The organism is Roseateles oligotrophus (assembly GCF_025717515.1).
Taxonomy (GTDB): Bacteria; Pseudomonadota; Gammaproteobacteria; order Burkholderiales; family Burkholderiaceae_C; genus Paucibacter_A; species Paucibacter_A oligotrophus.
Genome location: NZ_JAJIRN010000008.1, coordinates 89,457 through 109,798, shown reverse-complemented (window position 1 = coordinate 109,798; position 20,342 = coordinate 89,457). Strand labels below are relative to the sequence as shown.

General features: G+C 61.9%; 21 protein-coding genes. 10 read left to right on the top strand and 11 right to left on the bottom strand.

The genetic code is table 11. The features are described from left to right. The first annotated feature begins 103 nt into the window (after window positions 1–103). Window positions 104–1,450, top strand: a complete 1,347-nt coding sequence (gene miaB, locus LNV07_RS18020) for a tRNA (N6-isopentenyl adenosine(37)-C2)-methylthiotransferase MiaB (RefSeq protein ID WP_263572564.1) — start codon at window positions 104–106, stop codon at window positions 1,448–1,450. Here the strand turns inward: miaB and LNV07_RS18015 are convergent. Next, window positions 1,434–1,721 carry a hypothetical protein gene (locus LNV07_RS18015; RefSeq protein WP_263572563.1) on the bottom strand — a complete coding sequence of 96 codons (288 nt, stop codon included), beginning with the start codon at window positions 1,719–1,721 and terminating at the stop codon, window positions 1,434–1,436. The two genes, miaB and LNV07_RS18015, sit on opposite strands and share 17 nt — an antisense overlap. Before the next feature lie 128 nt (window positions 1,722–1,849). Between LNV07_RS18015 and hemA the strand changes: the two genes are divergently transcribed. From hemA to LNV07_RS17985, 6 genes are all read left to right on the top strand, one after another. Next, window positions 1,850–3,166 (top strand): glutamyl-tRNA reductase, encoded by a 1,317-nt coding sequence (gene hemA / locus LNV07_RS18010; protein ID WP_263572562.1) that lies wholly within the window; start codon window positions 1,850–1,852, stop codon window positions 3,164–3,166. 71 nt (window positions 3,167–3,237) lie between these two features. Beyond that, window positions 3,238–4,323 carry a peptide chain release factor 1 gene (prfA, locus tag LNV07_RS18005; protein WP_263572561.1) on the top strand — a complete coding sequence of 362 codons (1,086 nt, stop codon included), beginning with the start codon at window positions 3,238–3,240 and terminating at the stop codon, window positions 4,321–4,323. Further along, window positions 4,320–5,147: a peptide chain release factor N(5)-glutamine methyltransferase gene (prmC, locus tag LNV07_RS18000; protein WP_397545578.1), complete on the top strand. Its 828-nt coding sequence runs from the start codon at window positions 4,320–4,322 to the stop codon at window positions 5,145–5,147. The genes prfA and prmC overlap by 4 nt, the downstream gene beginning before the upstream one ends. A 98-nt stretch (window positions 5,148–5,245) precedes the next feature. Then, complete coding sequence (locus LNV07_RS17995) at window positions 5,246–5,863, top strand: hypothetical protein (RefSeq protein ID WP_263572560.1); 618 nt, start codon at window positions 5,246–5,248, stop codon at window positions 5,861–5,863. Window positions 5,864–5,946: 83 nt separating this feature from the next. Beyond that, entirely contained in the window at window positions 5,947–6,261 is a 315-nt protein-coding gene (gene grxD / locus LNV07_RS17990) for a Grx4 family monothiol glutaredoxin (protein WP_263572559.1), read from the top strand. An 11-nt stretch (window positions 6,262–6,272) separates the two neighbouring features. Next, the gene (locus tag LNV07_RS17985; RefSeq protein ID WP_263572558.1) at window positions 6,273–6,860 is read left to right on the top strand and encodes a UbiX family flavin prenyltransferase; all 588 of its coding nucleotides are present in this window, start codon (window positions 6,273–6,275) and stop codon (window positions 6,858–6,860) included. Between the two features lie 2 nt (window positions 6,861–6,862). Here LNV07_RS17985 and LNV07_RS17980 read toward each other — a convergent pair whose 3' ends face one another. Beyond that, entirely contained in the window at window positions 6,863–7,498 is a 636-nt protein-coding gene (locus tag LNV07_RS17980; protein WP_263572557.1) for a transglycosylase SLT domain-containing protein, read from the bottom strand. Next, window positions 7,495–9,240 carry a proline--tRNA ligase gene (locus LNV07_RS17975; protein ID WP_263572556.1) on the bottom strand — a complete coding sequence of 582 codons (1,746 nt, stop codon included), beginning with the start codon at window positions 9,238–9,240 and terminating at the stop codon, window positions 7,495–7,497. The genes LNV07_RS17980 and LNV07_RS17975 overlap by 4 nt, the downstream gene beginning before the upstream one ends. Before the next feature lie 123 nt (window positions 9,241–9,363). Here LNV07_RS17975 and LNV07_RS17970 point away from each other — a divergent pair, with 123 nt between their 5' ends. After that, complete coding sequence (locus tag LNV07_RS17970) at window positions 9,364–9,999, top strand: RNA pyrophosphohydrolase (RefSeq protein ID WP_263572555.1); 636 nt, start codon at window positions 9,364–9,366, stop codon at window positions 9,997–9,999. 36 nt (window positions 10,000–10,035) lie between these two features. Here the strand turns inward: LNV07_RS17970 and proB are convergent, their stop codons facing one another. The 4 genes from proB to rplU all read right to left on the bottom strand — a co-directional run bounded on the left by proB (window position 10,036) and on the right by rplU (window position 13,029). Then, window positions 10,036–11,154, bottom strand: a complete 1,119-nt coding sequence (gene proB, locus LNV07_RS17965; RefSeq protein ID WP_263572554.1) for a glutamate 5-kinase — start codon at window positions 11,152–11,154, stop codon at window positions 10,036–10,038. Next, entirely contained in the window at window positions 11,151–12,239 is a 1,089-nt protein-coding gene (gene cgtA, locus LNV07_RS17960) for an Obg family GTPase CgtA (protein ID WP_263572553.1), read from the bottom strand. Before cgtA ends, proB begins: the two co-directional genes overlap by 4 nt. A gap of 178 nt (window positions 12,240–12,417) precedes the next feature. Continuing rightward, entirely contained in the window at window positions 12,418–12,675 is a 258-nt protein-coding gene (gene rpmA / locus LNV07_RS17955; RefSeq protein WP_263572552.1) for a 50S ribosomal protein L27, read from the bottom strand. Between the two features lie 42 nt (window positions 12,676–12,717). Next, complete coding sequence (rplU, locus tag LNV07_RS17950; RefSeq protein ID WP_263531669.1) at window positions 12,718–13,029, bottom strand: 50S ribosomal protein L21; 312 nt, start codon at window positions 13,027–13,029, stop codon at window positions 12,718–12,720. Between the two features lie 329 nt (window positions 13,030–13,358). Between rplU and LNV07_RS17945 the strand changes: the two genes are divergently transcribed. Beyond that, on the top strand, window positions 13,359–14,288 hold the full coding sequence (locus LNV07_RS17945; protein ID WP_263572551.1) for a polyprenyl synthetase family protein: 930 nt from the start codon (window positions 13,359–13,361) through the stop codon (window positions 14,286–14,288). Window positions 14,289–14,340: 52 nt separating this feature from the next. Here LNV07_RS17945 and LNV07_RS17940 read toward each other — a convergent pair whose 3' ends face one another. From LNV07_RS17940 to LNV07_RS17930, 3 genes are all read right to left on the bottom strand, one after another. Beyond that, a complete protein-coding gene (locus LNV07_RS17940) occupies window positions 14,341–16,491 on the bottom strand; it encodes a transporter substrate-binding domain-containing diguanylate cyclase (RefSeq protein WP_263572550.1) in 2,151 nt (716 codons plus the stop codon). 61 nt (window positions 16,492–16,552) lie between these two features. Then, complete coding sequence (locus tag LNV07_RS17935; RefSeq protein ID WP_263572549.1) at window positions 16,553–17,560, bottom strand: NAD-dependent epimerase/dehydratase family protein; 1,008 nt, start codon at window positions 17,558–17,560, stop codon at window positions 16,553–16,555. Next, window positions 17,557–18,504, bottom strand: coding sequence for a helix-turn-helix domain-containing protein (locus tag LNV07_RS17930; protein ID WP_263572548.1), 948 nt, complete (start codon window positions 18,502–18,504; stop codon window positions 17,557–17,559). The genes LNV07_RS17935 and LNV07_RS17930 overlap by 4 nt, the downstream gene beginning before the upstream one ends. An 82-nt stretch (window positions 18,505–18,586) precedes the next feature. Between LNV07_RS17930 and LNV07_RS17925 the strand changes: the two genes are divergently transcribed. Further along, entirely contained in the window at window positions 18,587–19,021 is a 435-nt protein-coding gene (locus LNV07_RS17925; RefSeq protein ID WP_263572547.1) for a DUF3224 domain-containing protein, read from the top strand. A gap of 9 nt (window positions 19,022–19,030) precedes the next feature. On the opposite strand, the gene LNV07_RS17920 is transcribed toward LNV07_RS17925, so the two are convergent. Further along, complete coding sequence (locus LNV07_RS17920; RefSeq protein ID WP_263572546.1) at window positions 19,031–20,326, bottom strand: acetyl-CoA hydrolase/transferase family protein; 1,296 nt, start codon at window positions 20,324–20,326, stop codon at window positions 19,031–19,033. Between the last annotated feature and the right edge of the window lie 16 nt (window positions 20,327–20,342).

The following is a 20,342-nucleotide window of genomic DNA, read 5'->3' as shown; positions in this document are numbered from 1 at the left end:
ATTCCCTTCATAAAACTGCGCCCCGGCCAAGCGCCGGGCCGCCCCAAGCTGGCCGGTATCCCCTCGGGGGATCGGTCGGTGTACTCACCGAACGAGGGGCACCATGTCCAAGAAAGTCTTCATCAAAACCTTCGGCTGCCAAATGAACGAGTACGACTCGGGCAAGATGGCCGACGTGCTGGGCGCCGCCCAAGGCTACGAAAAAACCGATGACGTCGAGCAAGCCGATCTGATCCTGTTCAACACCTGCTCGGTGCGCGAGAAGGCGCAGGAGAAGGTCTTCTCCGATCTGGGCCGGGTCAAGCATCTGAAAGAAAAAGGCGTGTTGATCGGCGTTGGCGGCTGCGTCGCCAGCCAGGAAGGCAATGCCATCATCGACCGCGCGCCCTATGTGGATCTGGTGTTCGGCCCGCAAACGCTGCACCGCCTGCCGCAGATGATCAAGGCCCGCCAGGATGAGCTGCGCCCGCAGGTCGACATCAGCTTCCCCGAGATCGAGAAGTTCGACAACCTGCCGCCGGCCAAGGTCGAGGGCGCCTCGGCCTATGTCTCCATCATGGAAGGCTGCTCCAAATATTGTTCCTACTGCGTCGTGCCCTACACGCGCGGCGAAGAGGTATCGCGCCCGTTTGATGACGTCTTGACCGAGATCGCCGGTCTGGCCGACCAGGGCGTGCTGGAGATCAATCTGCTGGGCCAGAACGTCAATGCTTATCGGGGCAAGATGGGCGACTCGGGCGAATACGCCGACCTCGCCCTGCTGCTGGAATACGCGGCCGAGATCCCCGGCATCGAGCGCCTGCGTTTCACGACCAGCCACCCTAACGAGTTCAGTCAGCGGCTGGTGGATGCCTACGCCAAGATTCCGCAACTGGTCAACCACCTGCATTTGCCGGTCCAGCATGGCAGCGACCGCATCCTGATGGCGATGAAGCGCGGCTACACCGGCATCGAATTCAAAAGCACGATCCGCAAGCTGCGCGCGATCCGCCCCGACATCCGCATCGCCAGCGACTTCATCATCGGCTTCCCCGGCGAGACCGAGGATGACCACGCCAAGCTGATGAAGCTGGTCGACGAGGTAGGCTTCGACGCGTCCTTCAGCTTCATCTACAGCCAGCGCCCCGGCACGCCGGCGGCGAACCTGGAAGATCTGGTCACCTATCAGGTCAAGCTGCGTCGCTTGCAGGAGTTGCAGGACGTCATCGAGGCCAATACCCTGGCAATCAGCCGGACCATGGTCGGCAAGACCCAGCGCATCCTGGTGACGGGCAATGCGCGCAAGGATGCGTCGGAGCTGATGGGCCGCACCGAATGCAACCGCATCGTCAACTTCAAGGGCCATCCGCGCTTGATGAACAAGCTGGTGGACGTCAACATCACCGAGGCCTTTGCGCATTCGCTGCGCGCCGAGGTGCTGACGGTTGAGGATGCTACTTCCGCAATCTAAGGCCCCTAAGACCCAACACCCATTGCGGCAGAGCGACGCTCAGCAACATCAGGCCGTAGCCCAACATCTTGCCGTCGCGACCCAGCATTGCCAAGGCGGCCAGCAAACCCAGGCTGCCGCCCAAGCCACCCCAGAGCGCCAGCCTTCGCCAAGCCACGCCGCCATAGGACTGGCGCCACAGCAGCTTGGCGGCCAGCGCCAGCAAGGCCGCCACGCCCCAAGCCGGCGCGAAGAAGTTGGCGATATGCCAGAAGGCGTCGATGGGGTTCACGAGCGGCTAGGCCTTGATAGTCTGAAAAGCTGTGGGATTGGCGAATACTTGATGCACATCAAGTTCGGCCGCTCGACGTAAAACAAAGCAATGCCGCGCCGCCCGAAAGTCAATTTTATAATCCGCCCATGACAGTGTTTGCCCTTGGCCTGAATCACAACTCCGCCCCGCTGGATTTGCGCGGGCGTTTTGCATTCTCGCTGGAACAACTGGCACCCACCTTGCATGGTTTTCGTGACCAGATTTTGGCGAGCAGGCAGAGCAAGGCCGGCAATTCCGGCCCCGAGGCGACGATTTTGTCGACCTGCAATCGCACCGAACTCTATGTCGCCGGCAGCCAGACCATGGTGCAGCCGGCCGTGGACTGGCTGGCTCGCATCGGCGGCGTCAGCAGTGCCTCGCTGATGGATCACGCCTATGTGGTGGAAGGCAGCGCGGCGGCCCGCCATGCGTTTCGCGTGGCCAGCGGTTTGGACTCGATGGTCTTGGGCGAGCCGCAAATCCTCGGCCAGATGAAGCAGGCGGTGCGCGAGGCGACGCAGGCCGGCACCGTCGGCTCGACCCTGCACCAGCTGTTTCAGCGCGGTTTTTCGGTCGCCAAAGAAGTGCGCAGCTCGACCGAAATCGGCGCGCATTCGATCAGCATGGCGGCGGCCTCGGTGCGCTTGGCCTCACAGTTATTTGAAGACCTGAGTCAGATCAAGGTGCTGTTTGTCGGCGCCGGCGAAATGATCGAGTTGGTCGCCACCCACTTTGCCGCCAAAACGCCGAAGGCGATGGCCGTCGCCAACCGCACGCTCGAGCGCGGCGAAAAGCTCGCCGGCCGCTTGGGCGCCGAGGCGATTCGCCTGGCCGACCTGCCGCAGCGCCTGCATGAATTTGACGCGGTGATCTCCTGCACCGCCAGCAGCCTGCCCTTGATCGGCCTGGGAGCCGTTGAGCGGGCGCTCAAAGCCCGCAAGCACAGGCCGATGTTCATGGTGGACCTGGCGGTGCCGCGCGATATCGAGCCCGAAGTTGCCAAGCTCGACGACGTCTATCTCTACACCGTCGATGAATTGGCGGGTCTGGTGCAGTCGGCCGGCGAGAAGCGCCAGGCCGCCGTCGCGCAGGCCGAGGCCATCATCGAAACCGGCGTGCAAAGCTTTGTGCATTGGCTGGGCCAGCGCAATACCGTGCCCTTGATTCAGGCCTTGAACGCGCAGGCCGATGACTGGCGCGAACATGAGGTGGCACGTGCGCGCAAGCAGTTAGCGCGCGGCGCCAATGTCGACGAGGTGCTGGAAGCCTTGTCACGCGGCCTGACGCAAAAAATGCTGCATGGCACCTTGGCCGAGCTGCATGCCAGCGACGGTGAGCACCGCGTTCAATTGGCGCAAACCGTCTCGCGGTTGTTTTTGCGCAGCAGCAGCCGCAATCCGGCGGAAACTCCTAACGAGCATTAGCGGCGTAGCGCTCAACGCCCCGACCCGCGACTGCGGCGATCGGTCCCTTGGCTCACCGCTAGAAATTCCCCATGAAAGATTCACTGCGCCAGCAGTTTGACCGCCTCGGCTACCGCCTGAGCGAACTCGACACCATTTTGAGCGACGGCAGCGTTGCCGCCGATATGAAGCGTTACCGCGCGCTGACCAAGGAGCAGTCCGAAGTCGCCGAGCTGGACGCGCAATATCGCCAATATGTGCAGCGCGAGGCCGATCTGGCCGAGGCCAAGCTGCTGCTGGACGACCCGGAGATGGCCGAGATGGCCGCCGAGGAAATCAAGGCGGCGGAAGCCGACCTGGCGCGCTTGCAGGCCTCGCTGCAACTGGCCCTGGTGCCGCGCGACCCCGATGATGACAGGTCGGCCTTCCTGGAAATCCGCGCCGGTGCGGGCGGCGACGAGTCGGCGCTGTTTGCCGCCGACCTCGCCCGCATGTATCTGCGCTACGCCGAACGGATGGGCTGGAAGACGGAGATTCTGTCCAGCAGCGACTCCGATCTCGGCGGCTACAAAGAACTGGTCGTGCGCATCGAAGGCGAGCGCGTTTACGGAAGCCTGAAGTTCGAGTCGGGCGGTCACCGCGTACAACGCGTGCCGGCGACCGAATCACAGGGCCGCATCCACACCAGCGCCTGCACGGTGGCGGTGATTGCCGAGCCGGACGAGACCGAGGAGGTGACGCTGAACCCGGCCGATCTGCGCATCGACACCTACCGCGCCAGCGGTGCCGGCGGCCAGCACATCAACAAGACCGACAGCGCCGTGCGCATCACCCATGTGCCGACCGGCCTGGTGGCCGAATGCCAGGACGACCGCAGCCAGCACCGCAACAAGGCCAAGGCGATGCTGGTGCTGGCGGCTCGGGTGCGCGACAAGGACCGCGTCGCCCGCGAGGCGCAAGACGCCGCCAACCGCAAGAGCCTGATCGGCAGCGGCGACCGCAGCGACCGCATCCGCACCTACAACTTCCCCCAGGGCCGCCTGACCGACCACCGCATCAACCTGACGCTGTACAAGCTGGGCGCCATCATGGACGGTGATTTGAGCGATGTGGCCGCCGGCCTGCAAGCGGCGCAGGCCGCCGAGCAACTGGCCTTGCTGGAAGAAGGCAGGACATGATGCCCGGCGATGTGCGTGCGGCCCTGAGCCTGGCGCGCTCGCTCGGGCTGGATAGGCTGGACGCGCAACTGCTGCTGGCCGCAAGCCTGAAGCAAAACCGCGCCTGGCTGATCAGCCATGACGATGCACCTCTGGCCCCTGCGCTGGCCGCCACGCTCGTCGAGCAAATGACGCAGCGCGCGGCCGGCATGCCGCTGGCCTATTTGCTCGGGGAACAGGAATTCCACGGCCTGTTGTTGACCGTCACCCCGGACACCTTGGTGCCCAGAGCAGACACCGAAACCCTGGTCGACTGGGCGCTTGAATTGTTGGTGCCCATGGCCGGCACGCCAAGCCTGGTTGACCTCGGCACCGGCAGCGGCGCGATCGCTCTGGCCATCAAGGCCGGCCATCCTGCCGCCATCGTCAGCGCGGTCGACCTCAGCCCGGCCGCCTTGACCGTTGCGCAAGGCAATGCCCACAGGCTGGGTCTGGATGTGGCGTTTATGCAAGGCAATTGGTGGCAGCCGCTGCTAGGGCGGCGCTTCGACATCATCGTCAGCAACCCGCCCTATATCGCCGGCGGTGACCCGCATCTGCCGGCCCTCCAGCATGAGCCTATCGGCGCACTGTCGCCTGGTGGCGATGGTTTGTCGGACCTGCTGCTCTTGATTGAAGGGGCGCCGGCACACCTGACAAAGGGCGGCTGGCTCTTGCTTGAGCATGGCTATGACCAAGCGCCGGCCGTCGCCGAGGCCCTTAGCGTTCGGGGATTCGTCGACTTGGGCTTGCGCCGCGACTTGGGCGGTCAACCCCGTGTCAGCGCCGGCCGCTGGCCGAGTTGATCCAGTCAACAGAAACAGAATTTGTTGGCTTTTTTCTTGCCACAGCGGGCCGCCGCGGGCGTAGCATGGACCCAGTCCAATCGCCGCCGGAGAACGTCATGACAGTCGCCCGTTTGACTCCTTGTGCAGCCGCCATTGCCTTGCTGGCAAGCCTGAGCTTCAATGCCTTGGCGATCGACGCGACCAAAACTCCGGCGCTCACGCCCTCCAGTTGGCAAGCCAGATTGCAGCTCAGCAGCCTTGAGCCCGCACCTGCCGGGCTTTATGAAGCGCAAAGCTACAGCGGCTCCCGGCTGCTGAGCGCCAATCTTTTGGGCGACTATTACCTGACGGGCTCCGGTCTGAGCGGCGTGCAGGGCGGCCTGCGCGCGACCGGCGGACTGATGTTGGGTTCTCTTTCGCAAAGCAGTGCGGGCTTGGCGCTTGGCGCCAGCAGCAGCGGCCAAGCTTGGTCGGTTGGCCAGCGCAGCATCAGCTTGCTTGCGCCGCTGGGCGATGGCAACGACCCTTATGGATCCATGTCTTATCTGGGCATCGGCTACACCGGCCAATCCTTGCGAGGCGGCTGGGGTTTCAGCGCCGACCTCGGTCTGGTCAACGGCAGCGCCACCAGCGGCCTGCGCCTGGGGACCAGCCGGTCTCAAGGCATGGAAGACCTGCTGCGCGACATACGCTTCAGGCCGGTACTTCAGCTCGGGCTGTCCTACAGTTATTGAGCTCTTTATAGGGGCGGCCGGCCAGCTCGGTCCGGCTCGTCGATAATCGCGCCCGAGATTCCACTTTTTTGGGCGAGATGACAATGAGCGACGTGCAGCAACGTATTGATGATTTGGTGAAAAACAACCGCGTGATGCTCTTCATGAAGGGATCGGCGCAATTCCCGATGTGCGGTTTTTCGGGCCGCGCGATCCAGATCCTGAAGGCCTGTGGCGCCACCGATCTGAAGACCTTCAACGTGCTCGATGATGCCGAAGTGCGCCAAGGCATCAAGGACTACGCCAACTGGCCGACCATCCCCCAGCTCTATATCAACGGCGAATTCGTCGGCGGCTCGGACATCATGATGGAGATGTACGAGTCGGGTGAGTTGCAGCAAACGCTCGAAGCCAAATAAGTCAGCTCGGCGTGACGTCAGCCCCTCAACAACGGCTGGTCATCGGCATCACCGGCGCGACCGGCGCGGCCTATGCGCTGCGGCTTTTGCGGCGTGGCCGCGAGCTGGGGCTCGAGACCCATCTGATCGTCACGCCGGCCGGCGTGCTGAACGCTCATCATGAGCTGGGTCTGAGTCGCCCAGAGCTGGAGCGCGAGGCGAGCTTTTGCTACGCGCCCGGCGATGTCGGGGCCTGCATCGCCAGCGGCAGTTTTGCGACCGCGGCGATGGTCGTTGCGCCCTGCTCGATGAAGACGCTGGCTGCGGTGGCCCATGGCTTTGGCGACAACCTGCTAACGCGTGCGGCCGACGTCACGCTGAAAGAGCGCCGCCGGCTGATCCTGATGGTGCGCGAGACGCCCTTCAATCTGGCCCATCTGCGCAATATGGTGGCCGCGACTGAGATGGGGGCCATCATCTTCCCGCCGCTGCCGGCCTTCTATCACCATCCGACTTCCATCGAAGAACTGGTCAACGAGAGTGCCGAGCGGGTGCTGGAGTTGGCCGGCGTGGCGGGTGCGCGGCCGCAGGCCTGGGGCGGCTTGAACAGCAAAAGCTGACTTCAAATCTCGCCCTGCAGCAACCATTGTTTGCGGGCACCAAACACCAAGTTGGGATATTCCGGCTTACCCCGGCTGCCGTTGTAGCGCCCCAGCGCCAGATACATATCGCCTTTTTCGCGGTCCAGGTAGTGGCGCAAAATCACACAGCCAAAGCGCAGATTGGTCTGCATATGGAAAAGCCGTGAGGCCTGGCCATCGCCGATCAGATTGGCCCAAAACGGCATCACCTGCGTATAGCCGCGCGCCCCGGCGCTGCTGATCGCGTATTTGCGGAAGCCGCTCTCGACTTGCACCAAGCCCAGCATCAGGCTGGGGTCCAAGCCGGCACGCTTGGCTTCGTACCAGACCGACTCCAAAAACTCGATCCGCGTTTGCACCTCGCTCTTGCGGGACTTGAGCTTTTCGCTGGTGGCGCCCAGCCAGCGTAAATAGGCCAAGCGCGCCTCGACATTGTCGAAACGCGGTTTGGGCGGCGCGCTATAGGCAACCGCTGCCGTCAAGGCCGAGCGGACGGCGTCGGCCAGCGGCTCCTCGGCCTGCATGCCCGCTAGGCTGAGACGCGGCAGGCCTGCCCCAGCCAAGGCAAGGGCAGCGCCGCCCAGCAGGCTGCGCCGCTGCAAAGCCAGCGGCTTCAAGGCTTGAGCTTGCCCTTCAAATGGGCAAGCAGGTCAACCAGCGCCAACTTCGAGGCCTCGGCATCACGCCGGCCTTGGTATTCGACCTGGCCTTCCTTCAGGCCACGGTCGGAGATCACGACGCGGTGCGGCACGCCGATCAACTCCCAGTCGGCAAACATCGCGCCCGGGCGCTCGCCGCGGTCGTCCAGCAGCACGTCAATACCCAGCGCCTGCAAGTCATCATGCAGCTTGTGAGCGGCCGCCTTGACCTCTTCACTGCGGTCCATGCCAATCGGACAGACGACCACGCTGAAGGGCGCAATCGCGTCCGGCCAGATGATGCCGCGCGCGTCATGGCTTTGCTCGATGGCGGCGCCCAAGATGCGCGTCACGCCGATACCGTAGCAGCCCATCACCATCAGCTGCGGCTTGCCGTTCTCGTCCAGGAAGGTGGCCTTCATATCGGCCGAATACTTGGTGCCGAGCAAGAAGACATGGCCGACCTCGATGCCGCGTTGAATCGCCAGCACGCCTTGGCCGTCCGGCGACGGATCACCGGCCACCACATTGCGCAGGTCGGCGACCATATCCGGCTCGGGCAGATCGCGGCCCCAGTTGGCGCCGGTGAAATGGAAGTCCAACTCGTTGGCGCCGCAAACAAAGTCGCTCATCAGGGCAACGGTGCGGTCGGCGACGACCTTTACCGGTTTGAGCAAATTGATCGGGCCGAGATAGCCGGGCTTGCAGCCGAAATGCTCTTCGATTTCGGCAACGGTGGCGAAGCGGAAGCCCGCTTTCAGCCCTTCAATCTTGCCGGCCTTGACCTCATTCAAGTCATGGTCGCCGCGCAGCAGCAAGAGCCAGATCGTCGATTTGATGATCTCGCCCTTGTCGTTCAGCTCATCCGTGGCCAAGACCAGGGACTTGACCGTCTGCGTCAAGGGCAGGGCCAACAAGGCCGCGACATCCTCGCAAGTGCTCTTGCCAGGGGTTGCTGTCTTGGTCAAAGCCTGTGAGGCGGACGCGCGCTCGCTCAACAAAGCCACGCCTTCGGCCAACTCGATATTGGCGGCGTAGTCGCTGCTCGGGCAATAGACGATCGCGTCCTCTCCGGTGTCGGCAATCACCTGGAACTCGTGCGAGAGCTCGCCGCCGATGGCACCGGTGTCGGCGGCGACCGCACGGTATTGCAGGCCGAAGCGATCAAAGATGCGCTGATAGGCAGCAAACATGCCCTGGTAGCTGACGGTTGCAGCGGCCACATCACGGTCGAAGGAATAGGCATCCTTCATCGTGAACTCGCGGCCCCGCATCACGCCGAAGCGCGGCCGGCGCTCATCGCGGAACTTGGTCTGAATGTGATAAAAATTCTTCGGCAGCTGCTTGTAGCTGCGCAACTCCTGGCGGGCGATGTCGGTCATCACCTCCTCGGAGGTGGGCTGAATGATGAAGTCGCGGCCATGGCGATCTTTCACCCGCATCAGCTCCGGGCCCATCTTGTCGAAACGGCCAGTTTCTTGCCACAGCTCGGCCGGCTGCACCACCGGCATCAGCAACTCGACCGCGCCGGCGCGCGTCATTTCTTCGCGGATGATGGCCTCGACCTTGCGGATAACGCGCAAGCCCATCGGCATGTAGTTATAGATACCGGCGCCGATACGTTTGATCATGCCGGCTCGCATCATCAGCTGATGACTGACAACTTCGGCATCGGCAGGAGCTTCTTTGAGCGTGGAGACGAAAAACTGACTGGCTTTCATGGCGCTTTGGCAAGGCTCGGCCGCAAAGGCCAAGCAGGGTTTGGTGAGTGAGGGTTAGCGATGAGGCTGCCGAGGTGGCATCCCAATGCAATAATTGACGCAACTAAAGATTCGAGGTTGATTATGCTCGACCGTGACGGCTTCCGCCCCAACGTCGGCATCATCCTGCTCAACCACAGGAATGAAGTGTTTTGGGGCAAGCGTATCCGCACCCATTCCTGGCAGTTCCCGCAAGGGGGCATTAACTATGGTGAAACGCCTGAGCAGGCGATGTTCCGTGAGCTCCATGAAGAAGTGGGGCTTGTTCCTGACCATGTGCAAATCATCGCGCGCACGCGCGATTGGCTGCGCTATGAGGTGCCCGACCACTTCATCAGGCGAGATGCCCGCGGGCATTACCGCGGTCAAAAACAGATTTGGTTCCTGCTGCAATTGATGGGTCGCGACAGCGATATGAATTTGCGCGCCACCAATCACCCGGAGTTCGACGCTTGGCGTTGGAACGATTACTGGGTGCCACTTGAAGCCGTGATCGAGTTCAAGCGCGGGGTCTATGAGAACGCCTTGACCGAGCTGGCGCGCTATCTGCCGCGCATCAACCATCACAACCGCTATCTGCGCGGCGGCATGCGGCCGCAGCAGCACCGGGGTGACTATGGGCCAGGGCAAGGGCAGCAGGCCGAGCCGACGGTGAAGGCTCAGCCTGAGCCTTCGCAAGACCAGGCCATGAACTCGCTCGGCCAGCTGCCCGACGCCTGAAAATCAAGCCGCGCTAAATGCGGCTCGATCTTCAACTCAGCCCAGCACCATATTGTCCCGGTGTATCAGTTCGGGCTCGGCCGTATAGCCGAGCACGCGCTCGAACTCGCTCGACGGTTTGCGCGCAATCAGGCGCGCCTCGGCGCTCGAGTAGTTGGTCAGGCCTCTTGCCAACTCGCGGCCCGCCGGGTCACGCACCGCGATCACGTCGCCACGGTGGAAGTCGCCCTGCACCTCCAGCACGCCGATCGGCAGCAGGCTCTTGCCCTCACCCTGCAGCTTGGCCACCGCCCCCGCATCGATGACGACCGCGCCGCGCATCTGCAGGTGGTCGACCATCCATTGCTTGCGCGCCGCCAACTTCGGCGTCGACGCGAGCAAGGCGGTGCCGATCGCTTCACCGGCCATCAAGCGGATCAAGACATCGGGCTCGCGGCCCCAGGCGATCACCGTATTGGCGCCGCTGCCGGCCGCGCGTTTGGCGGCCAGGATCTTGGTGATCATGCCGCCCCGACCAAGGCTTGAACCTGCGCCGCCGGCCATCTGTTCCAGTTCGGGCGTTCCCGCGACCGCTTCGGCAATGAAGCGGGCCTGCGGGTCGCGCCGCGGGTCGGCCGAATACAGGCCTTTTTGATCGGTCAGGATGATCAAGGCATCGGCCTCGATCAGATTGGCAACCAAAGCTCCCAGCGTGTCGTTATCACCGAACTTGATCTCGTCGTTGACGACGGTGTCGTTCTCGTTGATGACAGGCAAGACCCGATGCTGCAGCAAGGTCAGCAGGGTCGAGCGCGCATTCAGATAGCGCTCGCGGTCGGCCAAGTCTGCATGGGTCAGCAGCACTTGCGCGCTGCCCATGCCCTGCTCGCGCAGCTTGCTCTCGTACATCTGAGCCAGGCCCATCTGACCCACCGCCGCTGCGGCCTGCAACTCGTGCAACTCTTTCGGACGGGTCGCCCAGCCCAAGCGCTTCATGCCCTCGGCAATCGCGCCGCTGGACACCATGACCAACTCGCGGCCGTCGCTTGCTAACGCCGCCAACTGACGGCACCAATTGCCGATCGCATCGGCATCAACGCCGCGACCTTCATTGGTCACCAGGCTGGAGCCGACCTTGACGACAATGCGCCGAGCGCCCGCGAGCGCGCGGCTCATTCCGCTGCGTCGGCAGGTGCCGCGCTAGCGGGCTTCCCTTCAGGGAAACGCGGATCCACTTCAACAATCACCTTGTGCGCCGTGGCCACATGGTCGTAAATCGCGTGAATCAAGGGCTGGCAGCCTTCGCGCGTCAGAGCAGAAATCTCGAACACCGGACCCTTCCACTTATAGCGCTTGACGAAGTCCTTGACGCGCTTGGCGCGCTCTTCCTCGGGCACCATGTCCAGCTTGTTCAACACTAACCAACGTGGCTTGTTGTAAAGCTCCTCGTCGTACTTCTTCAGCTCGTTGACGATGGCCTTGGCCTCGACGACCGGATCCACCGCCGGGTCAAACGGGGCCAGATCAACCACATGCAAAAGCAAACGCGTGCGCTGCAAATGGCGGAGGAATTGATGACCCAGGCCGGCGCCCTCGGAAGCACCCTCGATCAAACCTGGAATGTCAGCGACGACAAAGCTCTTCTCCGGCCCGACGCGAACCACACCCAGATTCGGGTACAGCGTCGTGAACGGATAGTCGGCGATCTTGGGGCGGGCATTCGACACCGCCGTGATCAAGGTGGACTTGCCGGCATTGGGTTGACCCAACAAACCGACATCGGCCAACACGCGCAATTCCAGCTTGACCTTCTTGGCCTCGCCGGGCCAACCCGGCGTCTTTTGACGCGGCGCGCGATTGGTACTGGTCTTGAAATGCAGATTGCCGAAGCCGCCGTCGCCGCCCTTGGCCAGCAAGATTTTCTCGCCCGGCTCAATCAGCTCGGCGATCACGGTGTCGGTTTCCAAGTCTTTGACGATGGTGCCAACCGGCATGCGCAGGATGATGTCATCCGACGCAGCACCGTACTGGTCGGAACCCCGACCGGCCTCGCCGTTACGGGCCTCGTGGCGGCGCGCGTAGCGGTAATCGATCAGCGTATTGAGATTGCTGTCGGCCACGGCAAAGACGCTACCACCCCTGCCGCCATCGCCGCCGTCCGGCCCGCCAAAGGGGATGAACTTTTCGCGCCGAAAGCTCGCACAGCCGGCACCACCATTGCCGGCCACGATGTCGATGGTGGCTTCGTCTATGAACTTCATAATGCTTTACGCCCTTTGAGGCTGATGTTAAGGCAAAGCGGCGCCCATCCGAGGGGACGAACACAGGCCTTGCTGCAGCCTCAAAAAGCAAAAGCCCCGGCTAGGCGGGGCTTTTGCGTCACCTGCTGCAAGCGGTCGGCTGCTGCCCTCCGCTTGCGGTGCTCATCGGCTATCTGATTTAGATAGCGGTGACAAAAACCGTCTGACGGCTCTTCTCACCCTTGATGGCGAACGACACTTGGCCGTCGATCAAGGCAAACAGCGTGTGGTCCTTGCCGATACCGACATTGGTGCCGGGATGGAACTTGGTACCGCGCTGACGCACGATGATGGAACCTGCCGAGATGGATTGGCCGCCATAGACCTTCACACCGAGCATCTTAGGTTTGGAGTCGCGGCCGTTTCGTGTTGAACCGCCGCCCTTTTTCTGTGCCATGGATTATCTCCTTGAACTGTTGGCTAAAAAGTCAGCTCTCGATCAGCCGTTCACCGTGCTGATCAACAGCTCGGTATACGTCTGGCGATGGCCTTGACTCTTCTTGTAGTGCTTACGACGACGCATCTTGAAGATGCGCACTTTGTCGTGCTTACCGTGAGCCACAACAGTGGCATTGACGCTTGCGCCAGCAACCAAGGGAGTGCCAACCTTCAGATCCGCGCCGCTACCAACGGCGAGAACTTGGTCGATCACAATCTCTTGGCCAACATCCGCAGCAATCTGTTCTATTTTGATCTTTTCGCCGGCAGCAACTTTATATTGCTTACCGCCGGTTTTTATGACCGCGTACATATCAGCCCTTTCAATTAAACCACCCGTAAAGCCTCGCCGAGTAGCCAAAGCAACTCAGCAGACCCACAGGCCTCAACTCCGCAGCCTTCAAGAAGCGCAGAGCCGACGAGTTTAGCACGCCCAAAGAAATTTTCCAAATCACGCAAGCACGGGGCTTGACAGCGCCAACTCTGACGCACAATCCCGGCCAAGCTCCGGCCACCCCTGCTGGGCCACTCCCTATAATCCAAGCTCCATTCAAACGAGATCCGAGCGTGCACGCTGCGTCTGCTTCGCCCCCCATCACAAGCCCCGAAACCAGCGACGCGCTTGCCACATTGGCAGCCGAAATGCTCCAGGTCGATGCCGTCATTGCGGATCGCCTCGGCTCAGAGGTCGCGCTGATCAATCAAATCGCTGCTTACATCGTCCATGCGGGCGGCAAGCGCATGCGCCCGAAGCTGGTGCTTTTGTTTGCCAACGCACTTGGTTTCGCCGGCCCACAGCGGCTTGAACTGGCTGCCGTGGTCGAGTTCATCCACACCGCCACCTTGCTGCACGACGATGTCGTCGACGAATCCGCGCTGCGTCGCGGCAAGCAGACCGCCAATGCGCTGTTCGGCAACGCCGCCAGCGTGCTCGTGGGGGACTTTCTCTACTCCCGCGCATTCCAGATGATGGTGTCCGTCAACCGCATGCGCGTGCTGGAAGTCTTGGCCGAAGCGACCAATGTGATCGCCGAAGGCGAAGTGCTGCAGTTGATGAACATGCACGACCCGGACATCAGCGTAGAGAGTTACTTGCGCGTCATCCGGTTCAAAACTGCCAAGCTCTTTGAGGCCAGCGCCCGGCTTGGCGCGGTCTTGGCCGACAGCCCACCCGATATCGAAGAAGCTTGTGCCGGCTACGGTCGGGCGCTCGGCACGGCCTTTCAGTTGATCGATGATGTGCTCGACTACGAAAGCGACAGCCAAGCGCTGGGCAAAAATGTTGGCGATGACTTGCGTGAAGGCAAGACAACGCTGCCTTTGCTGATTGCCATGGAACGCGGCTCAAGTGAACAGCGGGCGCTATTGCGGCATGCGATCGAACACGGCGAGCAAGAGCGTCTGAGCGAGATCGTCGCGATCGTCCGCGCCACCGGAGCCCTTGAAGCCACCCGTGAAGCGGCTCGCGCAGAAGCAAAGCTGGCGCGCGAGTGCCTAAGCCTTTTGCCTCCTACAAAATGGCGGGAATCGCTGCTGGACTTCGCCGCGCAATCGGTTGAGCGCTCTTACTAAGTTCCCAAGGTTCCAGCAGAACAAGACAGCGCATCGGCAGCCAAGCGAAAATTCAATCAGGCTCGGAAGGAGCATCGGTACGGCGCTTCTTCATGCTGGCCTTGGCTGCATACATGCGCTCGTCGGCCCTGGCAATGCAAGCTTGCAATGAGCTGTCGGCATCGGCCCTAAGGGCATGGCCCAATGCTGCACTTGGGCTGATCCAAACCCCGGGAGCCACTTCAAACCGAGTCAGCTGGCAGCGCCGCCGCAAGGCCTCCAGTTCGCCAGCCACATGCTGCTCGGCACAATCGGGCAGGATGAACACAAACTCATCGCCGCCTATTCGGTAGCAGTCGGCCCGCGGCCATTGAGCCAGCGCCGCAGCGGCAAAGGCCTTGATCAAGCTATCTCCAGCCGCATGACCATGGCTGTCATTGACGCGCTTGAGGTTATTCATATCGGCCACCACGATCGCCTGCGGGAAATTCACATTGACCGTGGCATCCGCCTTCTGGCTGAAGTAATTGCGATTATGAAACCCGGTCAGGCTGTCGGTATAGAGCAGATGCTCGCGCTCATGCAAAAACTGCGTCTTGGCCTTTTGTTCAGCCAGCTTGCGCACCGTCCGCAAGGTCAGAGCCAATATAAACAGCATGGCCACGGCCAGCGCCGCCAACATCATCGTCAATTGACGATTCGCCTCATTGCGCAAGGTCGGCACCGTCTGAATGCCCAGGTACTTCATCTCGTCAAACTGAATCAAGGGGATGACCTTGTCCATGATGGCCGCCAACTCGGGCTGCTGACGGCTGACGCCGAAATAGACAAATGAGTCCTTGGACGTACTGCCGCGCTTGACCAAGTCGGTATACCCCAGACCATTGATATAGAACTCGACGACGGTCGGATTCTCAATCAAGTAGTCGACCTTGCCGGCCCGCAGCAGTCGCAGCGAGGCCATGATGTCACTGGTCTTGACGATATGGGGCGCCTTCAAATTCTTGCGCAAATACTCCTCATGCCAGAAGCCATCGATGACCGCCACACGCCGGCCATCAAGGCCGTAAACATCTTGCACCGGCGGGCTGCTTTTGAGTCCCACGATGATGTCGCGCTCGGTGCTGATGGCGCGCGGGAACAGGAAGTATTCTTGCCTATCGGCGGTCTTGGCCAGATTCAGCACATGCACCTCACCCGCTTGAGCCCGCTCAAGCATCTTGGCAAACGAGCCACCGACAACCTTGAAGCGAATGCCGATCAAATCACCAATCCGGTCCAAGGTGGCGCCGGCAATGCCCTTGTATTCGCCATTGTGGAAATAGTCAAAAGGCAGATAGTCCTCGGCCACCCCCACCACCGCCTCGCCGTGTTGAGCCAGCCAGCCCAGTTCGGCCTCGCTGAGCCGCAGCACCTTGCGGTTGTAGCTGCGGCGAGCGTCCAGGGACAGCGTCTGGATGATGAGGCGGCGATGCTCCAAATAGCGATCGATGATCTGGCCCAAGACCGCCCGGTCCCTGGCAACCGCAAAAGTCATGTCAGATGTGATGGCCTTGATTTCCGCGACCAGGGTCAGGGTTGGAAAATCAATCAAGAACTCGTACTCGACGCCGCCGCCTGCGGTGACAAAGCCGTCCACCTCGCCCGCCACCAAGGCCTTCAATCCTTCGCGTTGATCCTCGAAGCTATTCACCCGAATATGAATATTGGGGAACTCGGCGGGCAGTTGCTCGATCACAAAGTCATTGGCCAGAAACCCCACTTTTTTGCCGTCCAGATCACCCAGGGTCTGCACCAGCGAGTCCTTGCGCGCGAACACCACATAGGGGTACTTTTGCGCGGCCCGGGTAAAGCGCATGACTTTTTCCCGCTCGGGCGTCGGGTTAGCGCCGTAGAGCAGATCAATCTTGCCGGCCAAGAAGCGGCTGTAGGCATCATCCCAACTCTTCACCTCCGCCGCTTCCAGGCGCAGCCCCAGTTGGACCTGCATATCGCTCAACAAGGCGGGCAAGAGGCCGATGCGCCGCCCTTGAAACTCGAAACTATCCACGCCGGCAAAGGGATCAAAACCGACGCTCAGGACTTGGTTCTTGTGCGCCGCAATCCAGGCGAGTTGGTCTGCATCGAACGGTATCGAACCATTCTCGCGAGGCAACGCTCGCGCCGAGCCGAACATGCACAGCGCAAGGGCCAGGCACATCAGCAGCGCTGCCTTCAATCGCATCAAGTCCTGCAAATCAAGCCCCCTAAACTTTCGTTCCGCAACAGTTTTCCCTGCTCCCAATTCAATGATGGGCCAACAAGGCCTGCTCGCGCGCTCGGCTCAGGCCATTGGAAGGCAAAGGCGGCTGACCTTGCAGCCAAGCAGTCGTGTCGCCGAGCGACGCCAGCAAAGGCCGAAAGCGCAGACCGGCCGCCATGGCCGCCACACTGCGAACCTCCATCATCGCGTTATCGGCCCCCGCCAACCAATACGGTAAGTCCTGAAAGGGCTGCACGCCGGCGGCCAGCAACTCATCCTCACCGAGCCAGACCCATTCAGACCTGGCGCCAGTGGCGGTATTGCAGGCCGCCAGCAATTCGCCCATGGTTTGCCCATCGGGCCCGCTGGCATTGAAGACGCCGCCGCGCCGCCGCTCGGCAAGATCGAGGCACCAGGTGGCGATGTCGCGCGCATCGATCAAACGCAGGGCGCGCTGTGGCCGGCCCGGCGCCAGCACCCGCCCGCCCTCGCTCATGCGGTCTAGCCAATAGCGCAGGCGCGGGCTGTAGTCATAAGGTCCGATGATGAAACCGGGCCGCACGATCAGCGCGCGCGGCCCCATCACGCGCGTCAACTCTTGCTCGCACAAGGCCTTCAACCCGCCATAAGCCGCGCCGTAACCGCCGCCGGATTTGGAACCGGTACCGACGGCCTGAGCCTCGGCCGCCGCGACTTGCTCGGCCGTCAAGACAGCCAAACTCGAAGTTTCGACGGTATCGGCATTGATCTGCGGGAAGACCGAAATCGAGCTGATCAGACAATAATGCTCGACCTGATCCGCCAACAACTCGGCACTGCGGCGGGCCGCGCTGGGCAAATAGCAACTGGCGTCGAAGACCGCATCCCAGCGGCGGCCGCGCAGCGCCGAAAGATCGAGCAGGCGGTCGCCCTTCAGTTGCTCGACTCCCGGAAACAAACCGGCACCATGATTGCCGCGATTGAACAAGGTGACTTCATGCCCGCTGGCGAGCGCCAATTCGGCGACATGGCGGCCAAGGAATTGAGTACCACCGAGTATCAGTAATTTCATGTTTGAGGCCGCTGCGCAGTATCCGGATGATGGCTATTCTCCATGCTGCGAGCCAGGGCCAAGCGGTACTGGGCCGGTGTCTGCCCGGTCGTTTGGCGAAAACAACGGCTGAAGTGCGCTTGATCGCAAAAACCCAGGTGCAAGGCCAAATCGGCAAAGCCCGGTGCCTGCTCTTGTGCCAGCGCCTGCAGCGCGTCTTGCAGGCGCGCCCGCTGGATCACCCACTTGGGCGAGACACCCAGGCTGTCGGCAAAGCGGCGCTGCAAGGTCCGCTCGCTGCCGGCCGTCAAGCCGAGCAAGGCTTGCAGTTCAGCGACCCGCGTGAGGCTGCTGTCCTGCATCACTTGCTGCACGGCCGCATCGACTCTAGCCACCCAGGGGTCCATGGCCGGCAGATGGCCCAACAACAAGGCCTCGGCCGCCTTGATGGCCTGCCGATGCGAGCCAGCGCCCAACACCGCTTGTTCGGCGCGCAAGACATGCGCCGGCTCGGCCCAAGCCAAAGCCTCGCCCAGCAGCACTTGACGCCCGCTCAAGGCCTGGACGGAGCCGTTCAACCAAGGGCGCAGACCGCCGCATTTGAAGCGCAGACCATGGACCCGGCCACGCCCATGCAGGCCTCGCACAAAGACGCCACGCGCGACCCCATGCAGCGCCGTCGCGCCGGCCTCAAAAACCAGATGGGTGTTCGGATAGGGCAGCACGCGCTGGCTGTGCTCCTGTCCGGCCGGCAAATCCCATTCGATCAACCAATGAAAGTCCAGCCAAGGCGACAGCGCCTCGCTGACCGGGTAGCGATGCAATTGAAACGGCAGCGCCGTTTGCCCAGCGCTTGCCGAGGCCAGCAGCGCACGCTCACTCAACTGCCTGTTTTGCGCAGCGCCCAGCTCGCCTGTCGGGTTTGTACAAGCCAGCGCACGATCGAGAGTGGATGATGCGTTCATGCCAAAAAGTTCGAAATTTCCAATTCAACGCCGTAGCTTGCTGGCAAGCTCGGCCGGCCTGATCACATTGTGGAGTCAATCAATGAACGCAACAGCCAGTGCAGCCAACCCGGCAGCAAGCACCTCAAGCGCCAAAGGCGGATTTGAAGTCAAAATTGGCCCTCCTGAGGCCTTGAGCGGCCCGGTCGGTGGCGCGCCCTTGTTCAAACGCAGCCTAAGGAAGCAATACAGCGGCGACATGACGGGCAGCGCCATCGGCGAAATGCAGATGGCCGGCCAGCCGCAGATCGGCGAGGCCGCCTACACCGCGCTCGAATCCTTCGTAGGCGAATTGCAAGGCCGCAAAGGCAGCTTTGCGCTCGCTCATCTGGGGCTGATGAGTGCTGGCAAGCAGGACCTGCGCATCAGCGTCGTGCCCGGCTCGGGCCTGGGCGAGCTGGCAGGCATCAGCGGCGAGCTGATTCTGCGCATCGAAGCCGGCGTGCATTTCTACGAATTGAACTACCGGCTGGATTGAACCTTATCCCTACAGCAGATTGATCGCCTTGGCGGCTTCGCGCAATTCGGCGCGGAAGTCCGGATGGGCAATCGAGATCAACTCCATTGCCCGCTGCTTGGCTGATTTGCCGCGCAACTGCGCCACGCCGAACTCGCTGACCACATAGTTGATGTCGTTCTTGCTGGTGCTCATATGGGTGCCGGGCGACAGCTGCGGGACGATGCGGCTGATGCTGTCGCCTTTGGCTGTGGACGGCAGCACGATAAAGGCCTTGCCGCCTTTCGAGCGATTGGCGGCCCGCACAAAATCGCTCTGCCCGCCGGTGCCCGAGTAGGGCGTGGAGCCCAAGGATTCCGAACCGCATTGCCCCAGCAAATCGATCTGCAGCGTCGCGTTGATGGCAACCAGATTGTCGTTCTGGCCGGCCAGATAGGGGTCATTGGTGAAGTCGACCGGATGCATCTCCAGGCCCGGATTGCGGTCCATAAAGCGATAAAGCTTTTGCGAACCGAGCGCAAAGGTCGCGACCATCTTGCCGGGCAGATAGTTCTTGCGTCGGTTGGTGACCGCCCCGCATTCCACCAGGCTGAGGATGCCATCGCCGATCATCTCGGTATGTACGCCCAGGTCATGCTTGGCGCTGAGCTGCATCACCACCGCATCGGGAATTCCGCCATAACCGATCTGCAGCGTCGAGCCGTCTTCGATCATATCGGCCACATATTTGCCGATCGCCTCCTGAACCGGACCGATCTTGGGCAGGCCCACCTCGGTCACGGCATCGCTGCTTTCGATCAGCGCCGTCACCTGCGAGATGTGGATCTGGCAATTGCCGTTGGCAAAGGGCACGTTGGGGTTGACTTCCAAGACGATCGCCCGCGCCTGCTTCAACGCAGCCATCGTGTAGTCCGCCCCCAGGCTGAGCGAAAAGTAGCCATGCGCATCCATCGGCGAGGCCATGCTCAAGACCACATCGGCGGGAATCAGCTTGCGGGCGATCAGGCCGGGCATTTCGGAGAAGTAGCTGGGAATGAAATCGACATAACCCGCCTGCCCGCCGGCCCGGGAGGCGGCGCCGTAGAAGAACGAGACATGGCGCACATGATCCACGGTCTCGGGGTCAAAGTAGCCGTATTTACGCACCGCCAGAATCTGCCCCAGCTTGATGTCGTGAAAGCGCCGGCGTGCGTCGGACAAAGCCGTCAGCAGCGTCGGCGGCTCGCCCACGCCGGTGGGGATGATGATGAAGTCGCCGTCGCGCAGCAGCCCCAAAGCATCTTCACAAGTGGCCAACTTCTTGCGGTACAAGTCTTGATGGGACATGGAATGCCTGCCTCTG